Source organism: Psychrobacter sp. 1Y10 (assembly GCF_052259005.1).
GTDB lineage: Bacteria > Pseudomonadota > Gammaproteobacteria > Pseudomonadales > Moraxellaceae > Psychrobacter > Psychrobacter saeujeotis.
In genome coordinates this window covers 288,540-312,599 of sequence record NZ_JBQQES010000001.1, presented here as the reverse complement: position 1 = coordinate 312,599, position 24,060 = coordinate 288,540, and the positions used below count along the sequence as shown (strand labels likewise).

Here is a 24,060-nt window from a genome sequence, read left to right as displayed (position 1 = left end):
TGACTACACTAAAATACAGATATTTAGGAAATACCTCTTATGCAAAGTGACAAGCACATCTCCAAAAGTTTTGATCAAGATTTGGATGAGGCGATTCGTCTGTTTTTAGTGATGGGCGACCATGCAGCTAGCCAAGTTGCCAAAGCCATTCACGCCCTTATCGACAAGGATGACACACTGGCGCAAGAAGTCATCGAGATGGATTTTGAAATCAATCGGCAGGAGGTCGAGCTTGATGAGCATATCTTGTTATTGGTCGCCAAGCGTCAGCCAGCGGCCAGTGATTTGCGCTTGGTAATGTCCATCAGTAAAGGCGTGGTAGATCTGGAGCGCATCGGCGATGAAGCGGTCAAAATCGCCAAAATGGCCAATAAACTTGCAGCACAAGGCAAATCATCATACGGTTACGCTGAGGTTCAACATCTCAGCAATCAGGTTCGTATCATGCTACATAATGCGCTAGAAGCCTTTAGTCAGTCGAATGCTGAGCAGGCATTTGAAGTGATGCGCAATGATGATGTGGTCAATGAGGAATATCAGTCAGCGATTCGTGCCTTGATGACTTATATCATGGAGGACGCGCGCCACGTCTCCAAGGTCATCAATATCGTGTGGGTGTTGCGCGCGCTTGAGCGTATTGGTGATCATGCGCAAAACATCGCTGAGCTGGTTATCAACTATATCAGCGGACAAGATGTACGCCATTCGGACTATGCGCTGGTCGAAAAAGCGGTGCAAGAAGCCAATGATCGGATGGCGGCGCGCCGAACTAACGACGTGCCAGTGGCAGATATCGGCACAACAAATGATAATAGAAGCCAATAAAATAGACACAACTTATTGTAAGATACGTCTCGCATTGCTACCCTTATCAGCCCGTAGTGCTATCGAGAAATATCATGAAAAAATTACTGGTTGTAACCCCTACTATTTTATTATTAGCAGCATGTGCGACTAATGCACCAATAAATAATGGCCATAGTGGGCATAAGCCTCAAATACAAAAATCTTATGCTTTTAGCTGTGAAGATAATAGTAAGGTGACTGCTATTTATTCAGCGAATGGCAAATTCGCTAACTTAAGCTTGACCCTTCCTAAGCTTGGCTTACGCAATAAAAGAGTTAATCTTAAACGAGCAGTATCAGGTTCTGGTGCTCGTTATGTTAAGGAGTCAAGCTCTAAAGCCAGCTACGAATGGCAGACTAAAGCCAATGTTGGCGTCCTGAGTATCCGCTCAGTAAACGATCGTAAATACAGCGTTACTTGCCGACTATAAAAGCCATCATATTATTTTTTAAACCGTTCTCTTTTCAAACAGCTCGCCTTTTTAAATAACATTTTTTCTAAATAAACCCTCTTCATATTACTAGGAAGATCTAAAAAAAGTGCCCGTCGTTGAAATGACTGGCACTTTTTTCTTAAAAAGTCCTGTTATCAACAATTACTATTCTCAAGCTGGTGGCGTACCTTCGGCATTAGATATGACAGTGTCAATCTGTATCAAAGCATCCATAGGAATAGCGGCAACACCAATCACTGTTCTGGCTGGCAAGTCGTTATTGAAGAAGGTCTTATAAATATCATTTACCGCATCGATATCCGTGATGTCTGTAAGTTGGATGGTCATTTTTACCACATCGTCCATAACATGATCGATACTTTCTACAATGGCTTTGATATTTTCTAAGCACTGTTTGGTCTGCGCTTTTATATCACCATCGATTAGTTTGCCTGTTTCAGGATTTATAGGTAATTGACCTGAGAGATGGTTGTAATGAGAGAACGCCACCGTTTGTGTCGATAACGGGTTCTTCGGCGCTTTATCGGTATTGTTAGCCTTAATAGTGATGCTATGTTTATCTTCAGTGGCTTGTGGCGGTGTGCCATTTCCATGAGACACGATAGCATCAATCTGTACCAAAGCATCTAGCTGTAAATCTGACGCTATCACCATCGTCAGTGCCGGTAAATAGGCCGCGCTTCCATCACTGGTTGACTCTGGAAAGAATTCTTTATAAACGTCATTTACCACGTCCACATCGGCAAGACTCTTTAAAAAGATATTTACTTTGACAATTTCTTGAAGAGGAACGTCGATACTTTCTAAAATCGCTTCAATGTTTTGTAGGCATTGCTGCGTCTGCTCTTTGACACCACCAGCGACCAGCTTACCAGTTTCAATATCGACAGGCAGTTGCGCTGAGATATTATTGTAATGGGAAAAAGCGATCGTATGCGGCGATACTGAATCTTTTGGTACTTGTTCATTGTTTTTTGGTACTTTTACCAGCTCAACGGGTGCTTGCGGATACGTACCTTCACCGTTTGAGATAACAGCGTCCATTTGTACCAAAGCATCATCCATGGGTAGTGCTGCTACTGCTATGACCGTCCGTGTCGGCAGATAGCCTTGAAAAAATGCGGGGTAAATCGTATCGATGTATTTAATGTCTTCGATGTTTTTTAAAAATATATTAATTTTGATCACATCATTCATGTCATGATCGATGCTTGCTACAATGGTTTTGATATTTTTTAAGCACTGCGCGGCTTGGACTTTTATATCGTTCGCAACCAAATCACCGGTAGTAATATTGACAGGTAATTGCGCTGAGATATAGTTGTAATGCGAAAAAGCAACAGTTTGCGTAGACAGTAAATTTTGCGGAGCAATGTCCGTGTTTCTTGATACTTTTATGATAGTGTCATTAATAGCGTGATTAGTAGTGTCATTCATATCGGTATTCCCTATTTGATATGTGTTTTTATATAAATCTCAGTTTGATACAGTTTTATCGTTTTCTATAAAAAGCTAGCTATGGAACAAGACGAGAAAATTAAACTCAAAAAGCCGCAAGAAATCTGTGCGGCTTTTTAGATTTATCATGATAACTGGGTTGCAGCACTAGTAGAGACTAGCTAGTGAAGATCAGCTAGTAGCGATTAGCCAGCAGCCAATACCCCACCAATGATAGCAACCACGCCGCCTAATGCACGAGTAATACGGTTATCGGCTTTGAGCATCATGGTGCCGAGACCGCGACCGACAAAGGTAATGGCTAAGGTTGCGACTACGAAGCCAGCCATATAAAGCAGTAAGCTTGAACCTTGGGTCATCTCAGTTCCGTGAGCATAACCGTGGGCGACCATAAACAGCGCAACCAAAGTGCCACCAACAGCAGTCGGCAGTTTTGCAAGCGTCGCGATTAGTACACCGACTAGCAAGACTGACATGGCAATGCCTGTCTCTATCCCAGCCAAACTAACACCAGCCCATGCGAGGCCTGCGCCCGCTATCATGCCACCGACGACAAATAAAGGCGTGCCACGTTTCATCGTAGTGTTTTGGCGAATACTCCAAAAACCAATCGCACCCATGGCCAATAAGTGGTCAAGACCCATTAATGGATGCAATAAACCACTAAGAAAACCATTGCTCACATGCTCGCCATGGCCAGGATGGGCAACGGCTAAAGTGGCCGTCAGCATCAGCCCGATGGTCATTAATAGTTTCGCCACTGGCAACTTAGTCATTTTATTCATGGTATTCTCCCTCTGTTCTTTTTGTTTATTGTTAACTGGTATATAACTACTTTTTATATCTTGCTTGTACTATAAAGGCGTTTAAGCACTGATAGTTAAGCACTGGCAGTTAAGTATTAATAATTAAGCACTTATTCTTAAGCATCAGCGCTTAGCTTTCCAGGACGACGCTCAGGTAACATGCCCTGCTTTAAAATAAAGCTAATGATTTCTTCTACGCCTACACCGTCATACAAGTTGGTGAATATAAATGGACGCTCGCCGCGCATTTTTTTCGAGTCACGTTCCATCACATCTAGGGAGGCGTGTACATATTCAGCGATATCAATTTTATTGATAATTAGCAAATCTGATTTGGTAATACCGGGGCCGCCTTTACGAGGGATTTTGTCACCAGCAGCGACATCGATGACGTATAGAGTTAAATCAGAAAGCTCTGGGCTAAAGGTCGCGGCTAAGTTATCGCCGCCAGACTCTACTAACACTAGCTCTAGATTAGGATGACGCGTTTGCAAATCATCGATTGCGGCCAGATTCATAGAAGCGTCTTCGCGGATGGCCGTATGCGGACAGCCGCCTGTTTCCACACCAAGAATACGATCAGCAGGCAAGGCGTCGTGCTTAAGTAAAAAGTCAGCATCTTCACGGGTGTAGATATCGTTGGTAACCACGGCAATGTCGTAGTGATCTTTTAAGGCGCTACATAACTGGCGTAATAAGGCCGTTTTGCCAGAACCAACTGGTCCACCGACACCTACTCTTAAACAATGTTTCATGGCTATTTTTCCTTATATATTAGTCAAAATGTATGAGTCAAAGCGGTTATAAAATCGAAGAGGTTATAGCATTAAAGCGATCGTAAATAAAAAACGATTAGCTTCTAAATAATCTTGAATATTGGGTTTCGTGCTGGGCACTACCGAGCGCTAAGCCCGGTAAAATCGGACCTAACTGCTCATCGGTTAAAGCCAGCGCGGTATCAACGGCAGCGACCAGTTGCGGGCGTAGTTGCTCGTTTAAACGCTGTGCGGCAGTATGACCTAATGGCATCGCTTTACAGGCAACCGCCAGTTGGTTTTCCAGCCAGCCCCAAGCAAAGCCGAGTAAACTCTGGCGTATCGGTACTTGTCGCTGATGGGCAGTCCAAGCAAAAACGGTCACGTAACCGGGATCTTCTGGTAACTTCGCATGACCTAAGGCTGTCTGCGGCTGCAACTCTAAACTGTTGAGCAAGCGCATCAGTGCTTGTCCCAAACGTATGTCTTCGTCGCTCAGCTCAGCGGTCTCACGGTTGGCATGTATCCAGTCATTCCAAAAGGCCAGACCTTCACTGTCACCATTCTCCCAGCAGGTTTGCAAGCGTGCCAGTACTGGTAATTCGCAGCGAGACAAGCCATCGTCAAGTACGCCCTCTAACCACTCGCCAAGCTCAGTCTCATTACATACCCAGCCAAGCTCAAATGCACTCTCTAGGCCCTGCGACCAAGCGAATGCACCGATTGGCAATGCAGGGCTAATCAGTTGCATCAGTCCCAGCAGCGCCAGATCGCTGGTTGCTTCTGGCTGTACATCAGTGTGCATGGTTATGGTCGTCATTATGGGAATGTCCATGGGCATGATGGTGTTCGTGAGAGTGGTCATCCGTGTGTTCGTGTGAATGAGAATGGGCGTGTGCATGTTCATGGGCATGAGAATGTTCACGGCCAGCTTGCGCATAAGCACCAGACTCTGGATCAAATGGCGCCTGGTGATGGCTCAAGGTAGCTCCCAGCAGAACTGCCAATTCTTCTAACACATGATCTGGTGGGAACCGCACCCAATAACGTCCATCTTCGTCGCTACCAAGGGCGAGCGATACATGACGATTACCTAAGTGATAGCCAAGTCGTCCCAATGCCAAACCGCTCTCAACATAAGCGGTAGTAACTGGTTCATCAGCGGCAAACACTTGGACGATCTCGCCACTGCTCGCTTGTAGTAAATCACCATGACGCAGTACCGGACCTCGATCAAGGAACAAACCAACATCGAGGCCGCTATCAGTCACCGCTTTTAAGCGGCCACGTATGCGTAGCTCATAAGGTAGCGTCAGGGTGTCGTTTACATCGGCCTGAGTGTTGCCGTCGATTCTTTTTATTAATTCAAGCATATTGATATCCTTACAAGCGCTTTAAAACAAATGATAACGTTGGGCTAATGGTAATTCAGACAGTGGCTCACAAGTTAATAACACGCCATCTGCGCGAACTTCATAAGTTTGTGGATCTACTGTCAGCTCTGGGCAGGCGTCATTGAGCTTCATATCGCTCTTACGCATTTGACGGACGTTTTTACACGCAACCAGCCTGCTCTTTAGACCAAGCTTTTCTTCTAGGCCTGTATTCATTGCCGCTTGACTGACAAAAGTGATTCGAGTGGCAGCGGCAGCACGACCAAGTGCACCAAACATACGGCGATAATGCACTGGTTGCGGCGTAGAAATAGCCGCATTGGGATCACCCATTGCAGCGCCCGCTATCATGCCGCCTTTGAGGATAATTGATGGCTTAACGCCAAAAAAGCCCGGCTTCCACAATACCAAATCTGCCAGCTTATCCACTTCGATAGAACCAACTTCATGACCAACGCCATGAGTGATGGCTGGATTTATAGTGTATTTAGCAATGTAGCGCTTCACACGGAAGTTATCCGTCCCGCGTTCCTCATCTTCTGGTAACAGACCACGTTGTAGGCGCATTTTGTGCGCAGTTTGCCAAGTGCGGCACACTACTTCGCCAATACGGCCCATCGCTTGTGAGTCAGATGAAATCATCGAAATCACCCCCATATCATGGAGGATGTCTTCGGCAGCAATAGTCTCGCGGCGGATACGCGAATCGGCAAAGGCGACGTCCTCTGGGATACTTGGGTCTAGATTATGGCACTCCATCAACATATCGAGATGCTCATCAACGGTATTAATCGTATAAGGGCGTGTCGGATTGGTAGATGATGGTAAGACGTTGGGCAGGCTACAAGCGACGATAATATCGGGCGCATGACCACCACCAGCACCTTCAGAATGGTAGGTATGAATACAGCGATCTTTAAACGCCGCTACTGTATCTTCTACAAAGCCTGACTCATTTAAGCTATCGGCATGAATAGCAATCTGTATATCATAGCGATCGGCCACATCTAAGGCATTGCTAATAGAGGCTGGCGTCGCGCCCCAATCTTCATGGATTTTTAGACTCATTGCGCCCGCTTCTACTTGTTGCACCAGCGCTTCTGGCGTGCTAGCACTACCTTTACCAAGAAAACCAATATTAATGGGCAGGTCATCCACGGCTTGCATCATTTTGCCTAGATGCCAGGGACCTGGGGTATGAGTGGTCGCGATTGAGCCAGTCGCTGGTCCCGTACCGCCGCCAATCATAGTCGTTAGGCCACTCATTAATGCTTCGTCCACCTGCTGCGGACAAATATAATGCACATGAGTATCGACAGCACCTGCCGTCAAAATCTGACCTTCACCGGCTATAATTTCGGTACCAGGGCCAATGACGATATCGACATCAGGTTGGGTATCAGGGTTGCCGGCTTTTCCTATAGCAGCGATGTGGCCATTTTTTAGACCCACATCGGCTTTCACGATACCCCACCAGTCGATAATGATAGCATTGGTAATGACGGTATCCATCACGGCATCGTCGCAGCGCTGACTTTGCCCCATACCATCACGAATCACTTTGCCACCACCGAACATAACCTCTTCACCATAATGCGTGTAGTCTTTTTCGATCTCAATCCACAGCTCAGTATCGCCTAAACGAATTCTATCGCCAGTCGTTGGACCATACATATCTGCATAAGCTTGGCGAGTAATTTTCATAAGTTCGCTCCTGAGTCTGAGTTTTGGTTCTGACCCTGATCCTGATCTAAGGGACCCATTACCTCACCACGGAAACCATAAATATGGCGTAAGCCTGAAAAAGGAATTAAGGGTACATCACGGTGTTGACCCGGCTCAAAACGTATCGCCATACCTGCCGCAATTGCCAAGCGGTGTCCATACGCTTTTTTACGGTCGAAATCTAGAGCTGCGTTGGTCTCGGCAAAGTGATAGTGAGAGCCGACTTGGATAGGACGGTCACCCGTGTTTGCGACGTTGATAGTGATAGGTTCACGATCGACACATAACTCAATGTCATCGCTCTTTAGCTGATATTCACCAGGAATCATAGCAAGTCTCCTCAGACAATAGGGTTATGAACGGTCACAAGCTTTGTGCCGTCGGGAAAAGTTGCCTCAACTTGCAGGCTTTCGATCATCTCAGCGATGCCATCCATAACGTCATCTCGAGTAAGGATTTCGCGCCCGGCACTCATCATTTCCGCCACAGTACGGCCTTCACGCGCACCTTCCATAATGGCGCAACTGATCAGCGCTATTGCTTCAGGATAATTCAGTTTGAGGCCTTTAGCTTTGCGGCGCTCAGCAAGTAGCCCTGCAGTAAACAATAGCAATTTATCTTTGTCTCTTGGCGTTAATTCCATCGCTGACTCCTTCTTATATTATGGTTATCGTTATTGTTTTTTGGAAAGCCTATGTCATTAGAAGGCTTATGTTATTAATTATTAATAAATAGACAGATAAAAGCGTTTGGCAGCCCCCAAGCAAATGCTTGGGCACCAATCGTTAAGTCAACCAAATTCGTGGTGTGATAGCGTTGTGTCCGGTCAATCGCGGACGTAGCACTTCTCGTGCTTGCTGGAATAACTCCCAAGCTTCGTTACGCTCAACGCCTAAATAGCGTAGCAGCAATACGCCGCGACGATAGGTAACTGCCCAATGATTGGCAGCGGGTATATGCTCACGTAGTGCAGTGATGGCCTCTAGCGGATCGTCCAGTCCAACTGCCCATAGCGTCGCATGGACGGTGGCACCGCCCTGACCCCACATGCCAGCGAATCTGGGATGATCGGGGTCTATGCATTGGCGCTCTATCCATAACGGACGCCCATTACGAGTGAGATGAAAGCGCTGTTCGAGACGGCCACTGACGAAAGGTAGCTTACTGGCAGGACGGCCAAGACCGAGAATCTCCCACCCCAAGCATTTAGCATTGTCTTCTAAATCAATGATGATGGTCTGCTCGCCGCGAGAACCGTCAAAAGCCAACGTTTCTTGTGGTAGCCATTCTAAAGTAGCGTCATTAGCAATTTTTAGATAGGTATGCTGATTCCAAGCAACGCCATTGCTATCAGCTTTATAAAGCTTATTGGCAGCAGTTGTCGTTAGCAAAGTATGCGCGTTTGACGCTACAGTGACATCGATGTTGAGCGTATCACCGCTAGCGATACCACCTGGTGGATGTAGCAGATAGACATGACAGCAACCATCGCGACCTTCAGGGTAGAATGGTCTTTGGACACGTAAGGGACCATAATGGCGCGCTATATTCATACGAGTGATATGGGTATCACCATCAGCATGAGCCCCAAACCCCAACGTCAAAAATGCTGCCCAATGACGGTTGGCATCGAAGTGGTGTCCTGAGTCTGTAGCGGTTTGTTGTATTGTAGAACTATCGGATAATGTCATCATTCCATCAATTCCCTTTTTATAAACCCAGCGCGACATATATCGCTGAATCGTCACCTAATCGTCCTGATAGGCAGGTAATGAACTTAAGCAAAATGATCAAAATCGTTCACGTGCGCAGGTAAGGTTGACAACACTGGCTTAACAGCCATTAATGAATGTCAAAGTATAGGCATTGATTGCCTCAAAACTGTAAAGTAATAATCGTCAGATCAAACATCAAAATATTAGATATATCCTTTAGTATGTTTTGGCGTTGATTATTCTATGCGTAAAAAACGCTTATGAAATAGCCTATACTCTATAACTCTTATAGGCCATTCGTATAGGCTTGTCAAGATAATACTGGGAATATAGCGAAGAGTAAACTATGGTTGAATCTAAGTCATATCAATGAGTTAAATCGGTACAATTAATCAAATCACAACTCACGCCAGTGCAACCACAAGCGTGTGTCCAACTCAAACTGATGATAATCTGGCTCCATGTGGCAGCATAATTGATAAAAAGCCTTGTTGTGCTCATGCTCTTTAAAATGCGCCAATTCATGAACGACTATCATGCGTAAAAACTCAGGTGGCGCTTCTTTAAATAAGCTCGCTACCGTAATACTGTTATGCGATTTTAGCTTACTGCCTTGTACGCGAGACTGGGTAGTATGAATACCCAGCGCATGCTTAAGAACTTTTAACTTACTGCTATAACTGACATTCGATAATGGGCCAATTTTGCGCATAGATTGGTTTTTTATGTCGTTTATATATTGATACAGCGCCTTATCGCTTTGCACTTGGTGCTGATCAGGGTATTTATTTTCTAGGTACTCTCCTAGCCTGCCCTCACTGATGAGCAGTGCCGCTTGGCTTTGGATATGCTCAGAATAATGAGCGATGTATTTGAGTGTGGTCACAAATTTATCCTTTGCTGATACAGGGTATGTCCTAGTTAAAACACCTTGAAAATACCTTGAAAACGCTACGGTACTGCTGGTATATGATGTATAGATATCACTTCTCACTGACTATACTTTAAAACTTGTCTCTATATATTTTACTTTATAACACCTATTTACCTATAGCCAGTTCATAAATAAACCCCATAAGCTGCATTCAACTTATGGGGTCATATAAAAGACAATCTCGTCACTACATATAGCCAGTTAACATCTAGCCAATTAACGCTCTAAATGTAGATACTGTAGATGGCACTCGTACTGATGTAGAATATCGACCAGCACTTGCTCCTTGGTGTAGCCAACCAAGTCATACTCTTGCGAACCATCACTCAAGAACACTTCAGCACGGTAGTAAAATTCTGCATGCTTGGTCGAAGTATTCAGCGTAAAGTTAGGACGCTCAGCTTTGATGAGATTAACTTCATACACAAAGTCATCTTCATCGCCATGACCGACACGCAGTTTTACGCCATCTATCTGACCTTCATCTTGACCCTTACCAGCATCTATACTTTCACTGATATTATCAAGATTACGAATATCTAGAGAAGTGTTAAGACCGCCTGCTTTCAGCTCTTTTTCAACCTCGGTCATCGCTGGCATGACAGTATTTTGCAAAAATCTTTCAACTTGTGCGTGCCCTGGGAAGCTGACAATACGTTGCAGACGTGCTTTCCAGCTCTTACCGCTATCTAGCACGTTTGCAGTGCCAAGGGTGCTGGCTTTACGTTTATTACCTTCTTCTTTTAATGAGGTCCACATCGACATCATGTAAAGAACTAAAATAAGCGAGAACGGCAAACCGGCAATCACAGAAACGGACTGTAATGATGCAAAGCCACCTGCGAACAGTAAGCCTAGGGTAATCAAACCCGTTGCCGCCGCCCAAAACAAACGCAGCCATACAGGCGCGTCAGTATCATTGGTCATGCCTCTCGAGCTTAGGTTCGCGAGTACCAAAGCGCCTGAGTCAGCTGAAGTCACAAAGAATATAAGTCCAATGACCACGCCAGCAAATGATAAAATATCACTGTAAGGAAAGTACTCAAACAAGGCAAACATGCCCATCGCTGCATCATTGACTGCAATTTCGCCAAGCTCAGTTGCACCATTGGCGACTAGGTCTATGGCTGAATTACCAAAGATAGAGAACCATGCAAAGATGAAACCTAGCGGGATAAACATCACGCCAAATACAAACTCGCGCAAAGTACGACCACGGCTGATACGCGCAATAAATAAGCCTACAAATGGCGCCCAAGCAACCCACCATGCCCAGAAAAATATCGTCCAGCCTGATTTCCAATCGGCACCAGCAGTACCGTCATAGGCATAAACGTCGAATGTTTTGAAAACGATGGTTTGGAAATACTGACCGATACTTTGGGTAAAGGTGTTGAGCAAATAAATCGTATTACCCAGCACCAATATGGCAATCAATAGCAAAATTGATGCCAGCATATTGAATTCAGATAGACGGCGTACGCCTCTTTCTACGCCTGTCATCGCAGAGATAGCCGCAGCAGCGACCACGCCCAAGATAATCAGGCTCTGCACCATTTTGCTAGACTCGATACCGAAAACATGAGTTAAACCCGCATTGGCCTGCAATACCCCAATGCCTAGGCTAGTCGCAATACCCATCAGCGTACAGACGACACCAAAGGTATCAATACCATCACCAAGCCAGCCCTTGATTAGGCGCTCGCCAAAGATAGGTGTCAGTGGTGAGCGTAGTGCCAATGGCATATTTTTACGATAAGCAAAGTATGCCAATGCCATACCGATTAAGGCATAAATACCCCAGCCATGTAGACCCCAATGTAAAAAGGTCTGCGACAATGCTTCACGCATGGCCGCCTCACTGCCAGGCTCAAGCCCCGTATGCGGCGTCAAATAATGCATCAACGGCTCAGACGCACCAAAGAACAATAAATCAATTCCGATACCGGCAGAGAACAGCATTGCCGCCCATGCTAAAAAGGGGAACTGGGCTTTTTCGTGGTCTTGACCGAGCTTGATGTCGCCATATTTAGAGAAGCCAACAAACAAAGCAAAAATACTATAAGCGGCTACCACCAGCATGTAGTACCAGCCAAAACTCTCTGATACCCATGCCATGCCAGCGCTCAATAATGTCTCGCTATAATCTGGAAACATGATCGTCCAGATTATCAATAAAATAGAAATAATAGCTGAACCTAAAAAAACCGTCTTATTTAGAGTCAGGGATTTCGTCGCATCTTCTGATGGCGAGCTGTACATAAAAGACCTCAATAGGTAAATGAAACAGGGTCTGATATTGCTTGGTCCGTCATAACTTTATGACTGATAGTCAAATAAAATACGTATAACCGCATGACGCACAAAGCAGTACCAATAAACAAAAACTGCTATTTAAAATTTACTACTTAAATAACAGAGTAAATGATTTAAAATTCAACCATAAAGGTATTCGTTTTTTTCATCTAATAGTCGAGTCAATTTAAAAGTAGTACAAGGCAACCGAATGTAGATGTATACTTAATACTTCAAGTGAGGTTAACGCAGTAATACTTTTCTAATGGAACGACTATAGCGCTGATAAAAAAGACCTTTACTTCGAAAGGCCTTCTTGTTGAAATTATCTAATAGTGTTCAATAGCTTATAAAATCGTTTAAATAACAGAGCTGTAATCACGCATCGGCTCGGCTCTTAGCGGAGCGCCATTGGCGACATAATAATCTGCCGTCGAGCGCGGTAATTGCTTGCCGCGCATCTTATCAACGATTTTTTCTGCCAGCATAATGGTGGTCGCGTTAAGGTTACCACTAATTATATTTGGCATGATAGAAGCATCAACGACTCGTAAGCCACTAATACCATGCACCAGCCCTTCTCCATTGACTACCGAATCATTGCCTTCGCCCATCGGACAAGTACAAGATGGGTGATACGCCGTCTCACTGTGGTTACGAACGTACTCATCCAACTGCGCATCGGTCACCAAATCATCGGTCGGCGCAATAGCACGTCCGCGATAAGGATCGAGTGCTGGCTGATGCATAATCTCACGAGTGATACGCATCGCAGCGCGGAACTCCTGCCAGTCTTGCTCATGAGACATATAGTTAAATAAGATACTCGGATGAGCGCTTGGATCTTTTGAGGTCAACTTGACGCGGCCACGACTTGGCGAGCGCAATGAACCTACGTGTGCTTGAAAACTATGAGAGTTCACCGCACTGCGGCCATCGTAACGCACCGCTAACGGCAAGAAATGATACTGGATATTAGGATGGGTAAACTTCTCATCAGTACGGATAAAGCCGCCACCTTCAAACTGATTGGAGGCGCCAAGTCCCGTCCCCATAAACAACCATTCAGCACCAATCGCTGGCTTATTCCACCATTTATTGGCAGGTGCGATCGAGACCGGCAACTTACATTCGTACTGCATATACAGCTCTAGATGGTCTTGTAAATTATTACCGACACCCGGTAAATCTAAAATCTCAGTCACGCCTACATCTTTAAGCCATTGACCAGGACCAATACCTGAACGCTGCAACAGTTGCGGTGAAGCAATCGCGCCAGAAGAGACAATCACTTCACGAGATGCGTAAAAGTTTTTGGTTTGACCTTGGTGTTCTACTTTAACGCCTACGGCACGCTTGCCATCGAACAAAATCACATCGGTCAATGCACCAGTTAAAATGGTGATATTGCTACGCGGTTTGGCACGGTCAAGATAACCGCGAGCCGTTGATGCGCGGCGACCATTGGGCGTCACAAAACGATCCATTGGCCCAAAGCCTTCTTGCTGATAACCGTTTAGATCATCTGTGCTTGGATACCCAGCTTGCACGCCCGCTTCAATCATCGCTTCAAACAGCGGATTGACTCCTGGCTTTGAAGTGGTCATCTCAACCGGACCACCGACGCCATGATAATCATTCTCGCCAGCGTCGCAGTTTTCTAGCTTTTTAAAGTAAGGCAGACAGTCTGAATAAGTCCAATCTTCTAAGCCTTTGATTTTCGCCCAATCGTCAAAATCGAGCGCATTGCCACGGATATAGCACATGCCATTGATGAGTGATGAGCCACCAAGCCCTTTACCGCGACCGCAGTCCATCACGCGATTATTCATATTCGGCTCGGGATCGGTTTTGTATCCCCAGTTATAAGTGGTGCCTTGTAACGGCATCGCGAGCGCTGCTGGCATCTGGGTGCGAAAGTCTAGGCGATGGTCTGGACGACCCGCTTCTAACAGCAACACCTTAATGTTGGCATCTTCGGTCAAGCGCGTGGCCAGCACATTTCCGGCTGAGCCTGCACCGACAATGATGTAGTCATATTCAGGTGTGGTTGTTGTCATAAAATGCTCCATAATATTGAAAAATAAATCATTTAATATCAGTAAAATTGAATCAAAAGGACAAATTAGCCCAAATGAATCAATCTTACTGATTAAGAATTTTCTCAATACAGTTTATTAAAATACCGATTCAAACGCACCCAACTCTACTTGGATAGATTTGGTCTGTGTATAGTGCTCAAGGGCTTCAATACCATTCTCACGGCCAATACCCGAATGCTTATAACCACCCACTGGCATTTGCGCAGGTGATTCACCCCACGTATTTAGCCAGCAAATACCCGCTTCAATCTGACCGATTACTCGATGTGCGCGAGTCAAATCAGCGGTCACGACCCCTGCTGCCAAGCCGTACTCGGTATCATTGGCACGGCGAATGACTTCTTCTTCGGTCTCATAAGTCAATATCGACATCACTGGGCCAAAGATTTCCTCGCGTACAATAGTCATATCATCGCTGCAATCGGTGAACACAGTTGGTGCGACAAACGCGCCATTGGCAAGTTCGCCTGAGGTGATACGTTCGCCGCCAGTCAATACACGCGCGCCGCCCTCTTTACCTTGCTCGATATAGCCAAGCACTCTCTCCATGTGCGTAAAGCTGACCATTGGACCCATATTGATGTTCTCGTCCATTGGATCGCCGAGCTTAATACGCTCAACACGCGTTAAGATAGCTTGCTCAAACTTGGCTTGTAGCGCTTTAGGGATAAACACGCGCGTGCCATTGGTACAGACCTGACCACTGCTATAAAAGTTCGCCATCATTGCGATGTCAGCAGCGGTATCGATGTCAGCGTCTTCAAATATGATTAATGGTGACTTACCACCAAGCTCTAAGGTCACGTCTTTAAGCGACGATGATGCTGCGCTCGACATGACTTTTTTACCAGTCGGCACACCGCCCGTAAACGATACTTTGGCGATATCAGGATGCTGGGTTAATGCTTCGCCCACTTCGTAATTACCTTGCACGACGTTAAAAACGCCATCTGGCAAACCCGCTTCGGTAAATATTTCTGCTAGTTTTAAAGCAGTTAATGGCGTGACTTCTGATGGTTTAAAAATCATCGCATTACCTGCGGCCAATGCAGGTGCAGCTTTCCACATGGCGATTTGAATAGGATAGTTCCACGCACCAATACCGGCGACGACGCCGAGTGGCTCCTGACGCGTATAAACAAAGCTGCTATCACGCAGCGGAATCTGACGACCTTCAATCATTGGTGCAAGCCCTGCATAATATTCAACGACATCAGCACCGGTTACGATATCGACATACTTGGTCTCAGAGTAAGCTTTACCCGTGTCTTTGGTCTCAAGTAACGCCAGAACATCATTACGCTCGCGCAATATCTCAACTGCCTTTGACAAAATACGGCCGCGCTCAACTGCTGTCATCGCTGCCCATAGTTTTTGGCCTTGTTGCGCCGCTTTTACCGCTTCATTAATCTGCTCAGCAGTCGTTTGCTGAATGGTCGCCAGCACCTCACCAGTCGCTGGATTAATATCGTCAAAGGTAGTTAACGAGTCGTCGACAGCCAGATAACGACCGTTAATATAAGCGGTCTGCGTTTGTGTTAAATCAATAATGTCTTGTAAATTATTTACGTTTGTCTGAGTAGTTGTCATAAGTTTTCCTTAGGGCGACTGAAGCTTTATAAAAAAGCGTTAAGTAAATCATGCCGTCATGGGTTAAAGGTTAAATTTTCTGCGTGCGTGTTATTGATCAAAGCTGTTTGTCAAAATCAGTTATCAAGGCTGTTTATCAAAGTCTTGCTGCGTCATATTTATCAGGCGCTTACGCAATGAGATTTTGTCCGAGATATCGATACCTGAAAAGTCCGAGAGCCAAATACCATCGGCAACCAGACGCACCATACATAGCGTTTCAGTATTGTCGGTATCAGCGTGCTTTTTTAGCTGCTCATTTGACCACTCAGCCCAACGTTCACGCAGCATCCGATCTCCTAGCATCAGCACATACAGCGTGGCTTGGCTATTAAACTCGGCTTGGCCTTTTTCGCCCAAGCTAATCGTGGCATCGATATAAGCGCGGGTAAAAGAGCCATAGCGGACAGGGTCCTTTGCCATGGCTTGATTAACTTCTGCCTCAAACTTGGCCATCGCGTCATAAAACACCTCCAAGATAAGCGCATCTTTGGTAGCAAAATGATGCATCACTCCGCCTTTGGTCACGCCGACAGCATCCGCCACCGCTTGAAAGGTCACTTTAGATAAACCCTGCTCTAGCGTGATACGTGCTGCCTCATCAAGCAGCGCCCGCCGTACGAGTTCTGGCTGTTTTTTACGTTTATGCGCGTTCTGTATTTCCATTTTTATTTCCATGTTCATTTTCCCCTACCTGTCAGTGCACCACAGAATTAGACAGTAAGTTCATCACCACCACACCACCAACAATCATCGCAATGCCTACCACTGCTGCTGTATCAAGGCTTTGCTTAAAAAATACGATACCAACGAGCGAGGTCAGCACGATACCCAGTCCACCCCACAGCGCATAAGCGATGCCAAGTGGAATGGTCTTGAGGGTTTGGGTCAATAAATAAAACGAGATGGCATAAAGCACACCCATAATCAGGGTTGGCACCAAACGCGTAAATTGCTCTGACTTGACTAAAAACGTCGTGCCAACCACTTCACAAATGATAGCAATCGCGAGATAACCGTAAGCAATAGTGGTAGGACTCATAATTAAATTACCTGTTTTAAATCAAGCATATTCTCTCGATTGAGCGTAAAAGGGCCAATAATAAAATGTATCAATACATTTTAAAGAAACCATACAGACGGTATTTTATACAAATATTTTAGTAATGTGAAGGGTAAGTTTTTATCATTTGTCATTTATATAGCAGATAACGACGTACATTTAAAATGAGCAGAGAAAAATACGCTTCTCAAATATTACGCGAGTTAAACAAAAAATAGAGTCATACCTAAACGTGGATGACTTTAATACCATCCAATAAACCGTTTAAATATCACTCTATTATTTTATATAGTAATGTAATTAGTTATATTTTATCTACAAAACTAAGCCAGCTCTAAGCTCATCTTAGGACCGAATGGCTCATAACGAACATTGTCTACTCCATGCTCGAGTTTCATCAGCCCATCAATCATATTTTCCATAAATGGCATCGACCCGCACACATAAATATCAGCAGGCTTTGGTAGAGTAGCAAGATAACGTTCATCAAGTATTTGTCCCGCGTCAAAATAGAAAATATTTTTTTCAACGTTTGCTGCTGACTCTAAAAGCTTATCAACCTCAATATCAAAGGCGTGATGATGTTTATTTTGGCAAGCATATACCCAAATGATAGGTCGCTGTGAGTTCGCAGTTACTTGCGCCTCTAACATCGATAAGATGGGCGTAACACCAACGCCAGCACTAATCAGTACTAATGGCACATCGTTTTGCTGCACCATATCTTGGTTGAGCTCAAAGTCACCAGCAGGGGCAGATAATAAAATGGTATCGCCGACCTCTACCTCATCATGTAAATGGTTGGAGACCAAACCATAATGCTCATTGCGATTGTCGCGTCTGACGGCAAACTGAATGCCTGTATCAGTGTTGGCAGAATATAAAGAGTAATGACGTAGTGCAACATGATCACTGTCTTTTGGATCTGTTTTTACCGTGATATATTGACCAGCAGTAAGGTTGAGCTTACTTAGGTCAATGTCTTGACTGTCCTCTGCATTATCATTGACAGGAACGACGGTAAAGGCGGCGATATCGGTGGCTGCAGCCACCTTTTCAACGACCTTAAAGGGCGCAAAACCTTCCCACATTTCTTGCTCATACATGCTCTTTTCGAGCTGAATAAAGACGCCAGCAATCTCATCATAAGCTTCAGTCCAAGCGTCGATGATGTCGTCATTGGCCGCCTCCCCTAACACTTCCTTTATCGCGCCAAGTAGATGCTTACCCACGATCGGATAATGCTCTGGCAAGATCTGTAAAGCGCGGTGCTTATGACTGATTTGGGTTACTTGCGGTAGCAAAATAGCCAAGTTTTCAAGGTGTTTGGCAGCGGCCAAAACTGTGGTCGCAAGGGCAGTCTGCTGGCGACCTAGCTTTTGATTGGTCTCGTTAAAAATGTCTAACAGCTCAGGATGCTCTTCAAACATATTTTGATAAAACACGGTGGTAATCGCAGTGCCATGCTCTTCAAGCACAGGTACGGTTGCTTTTACAATTTCTATCGTTTTTGGTGACGCCATGATATTTTCCTTGGTGTTTCATTATATTGATAAGTTGAGGTACTGACACCGGTAACAGTGCCTAAAGTTTTGAGTATTAATTAAATCTTGTTAGAACGATTACTCAAAGTATAATTCGCCTATTTCTTAAAAGTTCATTTAAAATGAATCTTATATTATTTCTATAAAAATATCAATCTGTATTGCGGTCATGTTTGCTTCTACTTTTGCTACAACCCATATTTTACAGACAAAAAAAGCCTCAATCTTTAAGATTGGGGCTTTAAAATCTGGTAGTCGTAACTAGATTCGAGATAGCGACCTCTACTATGTAAAGGTAGGTCAAGTAACCGCTCTTAAATGATAGAATGTTACCTATACTGCTTATAAGCTTCTAGATAACGATATATTGATAATATGTTCATGTACATTAAACCTTAAGTAATGGTTAATAATTTACGTTAATGGTTACTATGTCAGAATAAACATCAGGTTTTACATCGGTATTTGGTACAGTCACGTATACAGTATGTGTTTGGGATGTGCCATTGCCTTGACCTGCGACGCCATTGGTTAAAGTAGCATAAGTGTTACCATTATTGCCCCATACCGTACCACTCTCATTCGATTGAAGTTGATAATGTACCACATCAATATCACCTCTGGTTCCCCTCATGGCTCCAACACCATTATTATTGACTACTCCCTTATACGCAGCAGGCGCTAAACCAATGTTGTAGGATGTCTCATTAGTGCAGTTGACATTGATAAGATTAGATGCTGTTCCTGATATAGGTGTAGTGGTCGCAGCAACTCTACCAAGATTTAAAGCTCCCGTTGTAGTAACAGCACAGTATGCATTAACAGAAGCCTTACTGTCATACGGAAACTCATAGGTTGAAGTTGAGTTGTCTACGGCAATACAATTGGCTGGAGCTCTCCTTCCCTCTATTGAATTGACGGTCATAACCACTTGGTTCTGAAGCGCGTAATTACCTGCAATAAGCTTGGTTTGTCCAGCAACAACCTGAGCATATACCGTAATACTACCAGTAATAGTCGTGTTGTTACTGCTCGTCAATATCAATTGTAGCGGTTCATCATCTGTAATTGGCTTAGTGAAGTTTGGGTCAGAGAATAAACTGAAAGCTAATAATGAATTACTTGGTCCGAGCAGTTCATAATGACGGTTGGAATTTAAAGGTCCAAAAGTGTAGCAAATTCGAGCAGTTGAATCACGTCCCTCACTCCCTTTGCATTCATAATTAAGAGTTGTCGAAGTCGTAGCCGAACTGGATAAAGGATCAACGACACCAAAATTTAAACTGTTGATGTTGTTTACACTACCTGACTGGGTACAACTAACGGGTCCAGAGCCAATATCAGCGAATGTAGTTGCAGGCTTAGCTAGGAAAAATATAACCAATACCATAAGAAGTATGTAATACCATTGCAGTCGTAACATTACTGTACCTTATGGCAGACAAGAGGACCTATGAGCGGAATCTCGCCACCTTGCTTGGTATAACGAAATTTTACTGTGCAAATACCATTAGAAGGCGTAGTAATCTCCAATATATTTTCCTCATCTAAAGTGTCTAGATATACTTCTCCATCAAAACCTATCACTGACGTCTGAGCCTCATCATTAGACAGTATTTTCACTTGACTACCAAGCGCAATCGGCTGATACGCGCTGTCTGTTAAGATGATAGTTGCGGAGCGGACCGGTGCAATATCAAAGGCTACCATCACTCCTGTGCGATCCATCGGCGTTGCTTCAATACTCACTTTATTGATACGCGTATCAGCAGGCAACTGCATAGGGTCAATACCAATTTTATTGTTTTGATAGGCATTAAGTGACGTTACTAGTAAGAGTCCCTGTTTATTGGTAGTACCGACGGGATTATTTTGTAACAGAACGGGCACATTAGCGATATCTCCTGTAGATACTACGGCAAAACCATTATCTATTTGGCGAGCAGGAAATATACCGCCACCCATCATTACTAATGATCCTATACCACTGGCATAAGTAGCATACTGATTATCAATACTGCTGATTCCACCTTGTACTCGTCCGTATCGTCCAAGATAACTTAGCTCAGCCAATGCACTAACACTATTATAATTTTCTATGTTTTTATCTAAAAGTGTAGCAGAGTTGGTAGCTGCGCTACGCCTTACCTGCGCACGCCAGTCAATACCGCCTGATCTTTCGACTGATTTTGAAATATCAGCAATCAAGACGTTATGCTCGTCTGTGTGTTGCATACTACTACTTATCGACATATTGCGATCCAGAGATAAAGAGGCCCCAATGGAAATATTGCTATTAGCAGAATGATTAAGATCATGATTGTAATTCATGTTTAGGCTCAAGCTCTGACCAAAGGCTTTAGACCAATAGGCACTAACTAATTTTGTAGACTCCATCTCAGCTTGAGCAGTCTGATTATAACTTAGCCCAAAACTTCCTAAGGATTGTGAACTATAGCCAGTTGAGATTTGCTCACTACGTCTTACAGGTGCAGCGCCATACTGTGAGCCCACATCACGGTATACACCATGAGTACCCAATGCGTTAAAACCCATACTAAATCTATTGTTATTCCAGGAATAGTTAGTACTATATTGTATACCGTTCTCTCCCTGACTCTCGCTACCAGCTATCGAAGCAAACAAAATACCACCTGCGCGTCCTAGTAGCCAAGTCCCACCAATACCTGCATTACTAAGTCCATGAACTACCTCGGCATGGGCTTCTGCGGTAAAATTATTGTTTATTCCATAACGCAATGTACCACTGGCAGCAATATTGTCATCATAATCAAAAGAGTCAATCCCATAACTTTCACGAACTGCTCCAAGCTCTAGTGACCAGTCAAGTAATTCTGGTTGTAGCAAACGATGAGTATCATATAAAGAATAATTAAGAGTCGTGCTCTGACCTAGTGCATCTGTCACCACTAGTTGAGCAGTACCGGCACCACTAATGCTAGGTGCAGATTTTAGCTCAAAAGGACCTGCGGGTACTTGGCCGCTATAGTGTTCAAGGCCATTGACATACAATTCCACCTTGGAAGGTAAGGTAGCTGACCCAAAAAATGACGGCAAAGGTGTGGTTGATCGATAGGGTTGTAGATCAAAGTTGGTACCAATCTGCAGACCTCCCAAACGTGTAGAACGCGTCCAAGACAGTGCACCTGTGAGAATATCACCTGCACGAACTGTCAGTAACTTGTCAGGGAACGACTGACTCCAGCTCGTATCCAACCTTACCGTTTGACCTTTCCATTCACCGTCAAGACTGACACTATCAGCAGAACGATTGCCAGTAGTTAAAGCAGTAGAACTAACTACACCGTGGGCATTAAACGCGCGCAATTCAGTATAAGCGCTTAGATTTTTGGCATTGTGATGGTTTTGAGTGGCATGAATATTATAGTTCAATAGAAGACCAGGTGATACGGTTGGTATCGGACGCTTGTTAGTCCGCGTACTACGAATAGTAGTATCTAAATTAAGCAAATTAAGAGGTGCGATAAGCTCAAGCGATTGCTGACGCATGTCATAATCAATCTTGAGGTCAGGCAAACTATTAAGTGGAATAGTATCGTCAACATCTTGTGGTAAGATAAAGCCAAGTTGTTGTAGGATAGCAGTAGTTGCCCAAAGGCGATCGTCATGGTAGACAAAGTGAATCAGACCTTTACTTGCACCATTTAGCGTAACGTCCAAATACAAATCCAATCCAGAACTATCGTCAGGGTTATAGTGTTTCGAGTCAGGCTGTACCAGTTTATTATCGTTACTATGTAAATCGTTGGTATTGAAATTTGGGGTGTCTATAGAAGGTTTAGGTGAAAAAGCAGTGTCTTTAACAACACTGCTAGTAGAGATACCTTCAGTTGGAATTGCAGCGTGAATAGTAGAAACTGCATTACTCTGTAAAAAAAGGATTTTAGCGAGCAGTATTATCCAATGTGACGTCGGGTGTCGTCTTTTTACCATTCAGTATAACCTTGAATGTACCCTCTGAGGTTAGAACAGAGGGTGATATTTTCAGTGTCCAATACATAGTTGCACCGGGTAACACATACCCTAGCAAACCTTGATGGAGATCAAGGCTATTGCCAGCTGTATCAACAAAACTCAGACCAGACAGTTTTGCATGCCCATTACCAAGATTACTAACACGTATTTTAATCTGCTCGTTATCCGGCTGCGGATGCATGCTCCATTGCAACTGCGGACTCGTCTTGTTAATTCCCAAGGGCTGTACAAACACTGGTAGTGAGTAGCTTAAAGCGAACTGTAGGCCACTCGTTTGCTCTGGTAATTTGACTGGTATCTCATTGATCAAAATCCGGTAAGAACCTTCTACAGCATCTGTACCTTGTGGCGGTGCTTTAGCACGGATAATACGCACCAACTGCTGCTCACCTGGTTTTAGCTCTGTCATAGGTGGACTTGCTAATAACTCTCGCGAAGGAACGAGTTGATCACCTGTATCATCTTGCATCCATTGATGTATCCGCACTTGTGCGTTTATCACATGATTACTAGAGTTACTTAGTGTCAAACCACTAGCATTCTCTCGAGCTTGTAAGCTTAAAGAGATAGGAGAGACTTGAAGACCAGCTGCCATTGCCATACCAGAATAAAGTATGGCTCCTGCAAACAGAGTTGGGCGTACTATACGACATAACCGAAGAGCTAACATGGTATTAATAGGCTACTGATACGTTAATAGTGTCACTATAAACAGCAGGTATCACGTCAGCGTCATCAGTTACTGTTAGATATATAGTGTTAGTAATACCAGTCTTGTAGTCAGTTGCTGTAGCAGTGGTAAGTGTATTACCAGTACCTCCCCAAACAGCGCCTTCAGATGATCCAGAAGTCAACTTATAAGCAATTAGTTCTCCTGCAAATTCTGAATTCCCTAAGTTACCAGTACCATTGACGCTATTAGTTGATAAAGGTATTAAGCTAATAGTAGCAGAGTCACCTTTGGAGCAATTTACAGTTAAATCAGTAGATTGCGTTACTGCTGCAGTCGCTTGGCCTGCTTGAATATTACTAAGCTTCACAGCTAGAGGTGCTGCACTTATAGTACATATAGACTCAACCTCCATATTAACGTCAAAGCTACTGGTTGCAGGGTTGGGAGCAGCATTCGCACTAGTAACAGCAGCTACGCTACCGAATAGAAATAAGGTCGCGGTTTTAGCAAATTTATTAAATTGCATGGTAAATCTCCAGATGTCATAAATTTCGTAGTATAAAAATAATATATAAAAGCAAATAATTGTTTATTATATTCATTTGCAGTCGTAATTTACTTTTTATCTTTCTGTAATCTTATAGTACAA

The 24,060-nt window shown here is 44.2% G+C and carries 22 protein-coding genes; 2 read left to right on the top strand and 20 right to left on the bottom strand.

Features of this window, described 5'->3' with window-relative positions:
• The first annotated feature begins 39 nt into the window (after positions 1–39).
• A complete protein-coding gene (gene phoU, locus ACTXGH_RS01355; protein ID WP_439261743.1) occupies positions 40–825 on the top strand; it encodes a phosphate signaling complex protein PhoU in 786 nt (261 codons plus the stop codon).
• A gap of 74 nt (positions 826–899) precedes the next feature.
• On the top strand, positions 900–1,277 hold the full coding sequence (locus tag ACTXGH_RS01350; protein WP_439261744.1) for an MliC family protein: 378 nt from the start codon (positions 900–902) through the stop codon (positions 1,275–1,277).
• Positions 1,278–1,451: 174 nt separating this feature from the next.
• On the opposite strand, the gene ACTXGH_RS01345 is transcribed toward ACTXGH_RS01350, so the two are convergent.
• The 20 genes from ACTXGH_RS01345 to ACTXGH_RS01250 form a co-directional block, all read right to left on the bottom strand.
• Positions 1,452–2,738 (bottom strand): RidA family protein, encoded by a 1,287-nt coding sequence (locus ACTXGH_RS01345; RefSeq protein WP_439295677.1) that lies wholly within the window; start codon positions 2,736–2,738, stop codon positions 1,452–1,454.
• Between the two features lie 206 nt (positions 2,739–2,944).
• The gene (locus tag ACTXGH_RS01340) at positions 2,945–3,544 is read right to left on the bottom strand and encodes a HupE/UreJ family protein (RefSeq protein ID WP_439261746.1); all 600 of its coding nucleotides are present in this window, start codon (positions 3,542–3,544) and stop codon (positions 2,945–2,947) included.
• Between the two features lie 137 nt (positions 3,545–3,681).
• Positions 3,682–4,320 carry an urease accessory protein UreG gene (gene ureG / locus ACTXGH_RS01335; protein WP_058369267.1) on the bottom strand — a complete coding sequence of 213 codons (639 nt, stop codon included), beginning with the start codon at positions 4,318–4,320 and terminating at the stop codon, positions 3,682–3,684.
• Positions 4,321–4,417: 97 nt separating this feature from the next.
• Entirely contained in the window at positions 4,418–5,140 is a 723-nt protein-coding gene (locus tag ACTXGH_RS01330) for an urease accessory protein UreF (RefSeq protein ID WP_439261747.1), read from the bottom strand.
• The gene (gene ureE, locus ACTXGH_RS01325; protein WP_439295678.1) at positions 5,115–5,693 is read right to left on the bottom strand and encodes an urease accessory protein UreE; all 579 of its coding nucleotides are present in this window, start codon (positions 5,691–5,693) and stop codon (positions 5,115–5,117) included. The genes ACTXGH_RS01330 and ureE overlap by 26 nt, the downstream gene beginning before the upstream one ends.
• A gap of 21 nt (positions 5,694–5,714) precedes the next feature.
• Positions 5,715–7,418, bottom strand: a complete 1,704-nt coding sequence (gene ureC, locus ACTXGH_RS01320; protein ID WP_439295679.1) for an urease subunit alpha — start codon at positions 7,416–7,418, stop codon at positions 5,715–5,717.
• Positions 7,415–7,768, bottom strand: coding sequence for an urease subunit beta (locus ACTXGH_RS01315; RefSeq protein WP_439261750.1), 354 nt, complete (start codon positions 7,766–7,768; stop codon positions 7,415–7,417). The genes ureC and ACTXGH_RS01315 overlap by 4 nt, the downstream gene beginning before the upstream one ends.
• 11 nt (positions 7,769–7,779) lie before the next feature.
• Complete coding sequence (gene ureA, locus ACTXGH_RS01310; protein WP_058369263.1) at positions 7,780–8,082, bottom strand: urease subunit gamma; 303 nt, start codon at positions 8,080–8,082, stop codon at positions 7,780–7,782.
• Positions 8,083–8,224: 142 nt separating this feature from the next.
• Positions 8,225–9,133 carry an urease accessory protein UreD gene (locus ACTXGH_RS01305; RefSeq protein WP_439295680.1) on the bottom strand — a complete coding sequence of 303 codons (909 nt, stop codon included), beginning with the start codon at positions 9,131–9,133 and terminating at the stop codon, positions 8,225–8,227.
• Positions 9,134–9,551: 418 nt separating this feature from the next.
• The gene (locus ACTXGH_RS01300) at positions 9,552–10,040 is read right to left on the bottom strand and encodes a M48 metallopeptidase family protein (RefSeq protein ID WP_439295681.1); all 489 of its coding nucleotides are present in this window, start codon (positions 10,038–10,040) and stop codon (positions 9,552–9,554) included.
• A gap of 264 nt (positions 10,041–10,304) precedes the next feature.
• Positions 10,305–12,350, bottom strand: coding sequence for a choline BCCT transporter BetT (gene betT / locus ACTXGH_RS01295; protein ID WP_439295682.1), 2,046 nt, complete (start codon positions 12,348–12,350; stop codon positions 10,305–10,307).
• A 392-nt stretch (positions 12,351–12,742) separates the two neighbouring features.
• Complete coding sequence (betA, locus tag ACTXGH_RS01290) at positions 12,743–14,443, bottom strand: choline dehydrogenase (protein WP_439295683.1); 1,701 nt, start codon at positions 14,441–14,443, stop codon at positions 12,743–12,745.
• A 117-nt stretch (positions 14,444–14,560) separates the two neighbouring features.
• Positions 14,561–16,075 (bottom strand): betaine-aldehyde dehydrogenase, encoded by a 1,515-nt coding sequence (betB, locus tag ACTXGH_RS01285; RefSeq protein WP_439261755.1) that lies wholly within the window; start codon positions 16,073–16,075, stop codon positions 14,561–14,563.
• 123 nt (positions 16,076–16,198) lie between these two features.
• The gene (locus ACTXGH_RS01280) at positions 16,199–16,780 is read right to left on the bottom strand and encodes a TetR/AcrR family transcriptional regulator (protein ID WP_439261756.1); all 582 of its coding nucleotides are present in this window, start codon (positions 16,778–16,780) and stop codon (positions 16,199–16,201) included.
• Between the two features lie 31 nt (positions 16,781–16,811).
• Positions 16,812–17,156: a DMT family transporter gene (locus ACTXGH_RS01275; RefSeq protein ID WP_439261757.1), complete on the bottom strand. Its 345-nt coding sequence runs from the start codon at positions 17,154–17,156 to the stop codon at positions 16,812–16,814.
• Between the two features lie 344 nt (positions 17,157–17,500).
• Positions 17,501–18,700 (bottom strand): globin domain-containing protein, encoded by a 1,200-nt coding sequence (locus ACTXGH_RS01270; protein ID WP_439295684.1) that lies wholly within the window; start codon positions 18,698–18,700, stop codon positions 17,501–17,503.
• A gap of 427 nt (positions 18,701–19,127) precedes the next feature.
• Entirely contained in the window at positions 19,128–20,144 is a 1,017-nt protein-coding gene (locus ACTXGH_RS01265) for a Csu type fimbrial protein (protein ID WP_439295685.1), read from the bottom strand.
• Positions 20,144–22,696 (bottom strand): fimbria/pilus outer membrane usher protein, encoded by a 2,553-nt coding sequence (locus tag ACTXGH_RS01260; protein ID WP_439295686.1) that lies wholly within the window; start codon positions 22,694–22,696, stop codon positions 20,144–20,146. The genes ACTXGH_RS01265 and ACTXGH_RS01260 overlap by 1 nt, the downstream gene beginning before the upstream one ends.
• The gene (locus tag ACTXGH_RS01255) at positions 22,647–23,408 is read right to left on the bottom strand and encodes a fimbrial biogenesis chaperone (RefSeq protein ID WP_443561662.1); all 762 of its coding nucleotides are present in this window, start codon (positions 23,406–23,408) and stop codon (positions 22,647–22,649) included. Before ACTXGH_RS01255 ends, ACTXGH_RS01260 begins: the two co-directional genes overlap by 50 nt.
• 4 nt (positions 23,409–23,412) lie before the next feature.
• Entirely contained in the window at positions 23,413–23,937 is a 525-nt protein-coding gene (locus ACTXGH_RS01250) for a spore coat protein U domain-containing protein (RefSeq protein ID WP_439295688.1), read from the bottom strand.
• Between the last annotated feature and the right edge of the window lie 123 nt (positions 23,938–24,060).

What these genes read in the sequence shown, in the direction of transcription:
- ureC (WP_439295679.1), bottom strand. Translation starts at nt 7,418, where the DNA reads ATGAAAATTACTCGCCAAGCTTATGCAGATATGTATGGTCCAACGACT.
- ureG (WP_058369267.1), bottom strand. Translation starts at nt 4,320, where the DNA reads ATGAAACATTGTTTAAGAGTAGGTGTCGGTGGACCAGTTGGTTCTGGC.
- betA (WP_439295683.1), bottom strand. Translation starts at nt 14,443, where the DNA reads ATGACAACAACCACACCTGAATATGACTACATCATTGTCGGTGCAGGC.
- betB (WP_439261755.1), bottom strand. Translation starts at nt 16,075, where the DNA reads ATGACAACTACTCAGACAAACGTAAATAATTTACAAGACATTATTGAT.
- ureA (WP_058369263.1), bottom strand. Translation starts at nt 8,082, where the DNA reads ATGGAATTAACGCCAAGAGACAAAGATAAATTGCTATTGTTTACTGCA.
- ACTXGH_RS01350 (WP_439261744.1), top strand. Translation starts at nt 900, where the DNA reads ATGAAAAAATTACTGGTTGTAACCCCTACTATTTTATTATTAGCAGCA.
- ACTXGH_RS01330 (WP_439261747.1), bottom strand. Translation starts at nt 5,140, where the DNA reads ATGACGACCATAACCATGCACACTGATGTACAGCCAGAAGCAACCAGC.
- ACTXGH_RS01275 (WP_439261757.1), bottom strand. Translation starts at nt 17,156, where the DNA reads ATGAGTCCTACCACTATTGCTTACGGTTATCTCGCGATTGCTATCATT.
- ureE (WP_439295678.1), bottom strand. Translation starts at nt 5,693, where the DNA reads ATGCTTGAATTAATAAAAAGAATCGACGGCAACACTCAGGCCGATGTA.
- phoU (WP_439261743.1), top strand. Translation starts at nt 40, where the DNA reads ATGCAAAGTGACAAGCACATCTCCAAAAGTTTTGATCAAGATTTGGAT.
- ACTXGH_RS01270 (WP_439295684.1), bottom strand. Translation starts at nt 18,700, where the DNA reads ATGGCGTCACCAAAAACGATAGAAATTGTAAAAGCAACCGTACCTGTG.
- ACTXGH_RS01340 (WP_439261746.1), bottom strand. Translation starts at nt 3,544, where the DNA reads ATGAATAAAATGACTAAGTTGCCAGTGGCGAAACTATTAATGACCATC.
- ACTXGH_RS01250 (WP_439295688.1), bottom strand. Translation starts at nt 23,937, where the DNA reads ATGCAATTTAATAAATTTGCTAAAACCGCGACCTTATTTCTATTCGGT.
- ACTXGH_RS01315 (WP_439261750.1), bottom strand. Translation starts at nt 7,768, where the DNA reads ATGATTCCTGGTGAATATCAGCTAAAGAGCGATGACATTGAGTTATGT.
- ACTXGH_RS01265 (WP_439295685.1), bottom strand. Translation starts at nt 20,144, where the DNA reads ATGTTACGACTGCAATGGTATTACATACTTCTTATGGTATTGGTTATA.
- ACTXGH_RS01280 (WP_439261756.1), bottom strand. Translation starts at nt 16,780, where the DNA reads ATGGAAATACAGAACGCGCATAAACGTAAAAAACAGCCAGAACTCGTA.
- ACTXGH_RS01305 (WP_439295680.1), bottom strand. Translation starts at nt 9,133, where the DNA reads ATGATGACATTATCCGATAGTTCTACAATACAACAAACCGCTACAGAC.
- ACTXGH_RS01345 (WP_439295677.1), bottom strand. Translation starts at nt 2,738, where the DNA reads ATGAATGACACTACTAATCACGCTATTAATGACACTATCATAAAAGTA.
- ACTXGH_RS01260 (WP_439295686.1), bottom strand. Translation starts at nt 22,696, where the DNA reads ATGGTAAAAAGACGACACCCGACGTCACATTGGATAATACTGCTCGCT.
- betT (WP_439295682.1), bottom strand. Translation starts at nt 12,350, where the DNA reads ATGTACAGCTCGCCATCAGAAGATGCGACGAAATCCCTGACTCTAAAT.
- ACTXGH_RS01255 (WP_443561662.1), bottom strand. Translation starts at nt 23,408, where the DNA reads ATGTTAGCTCTTCGGTTATGTCGTATAGTACGCCCAACTCTGTTTGCA.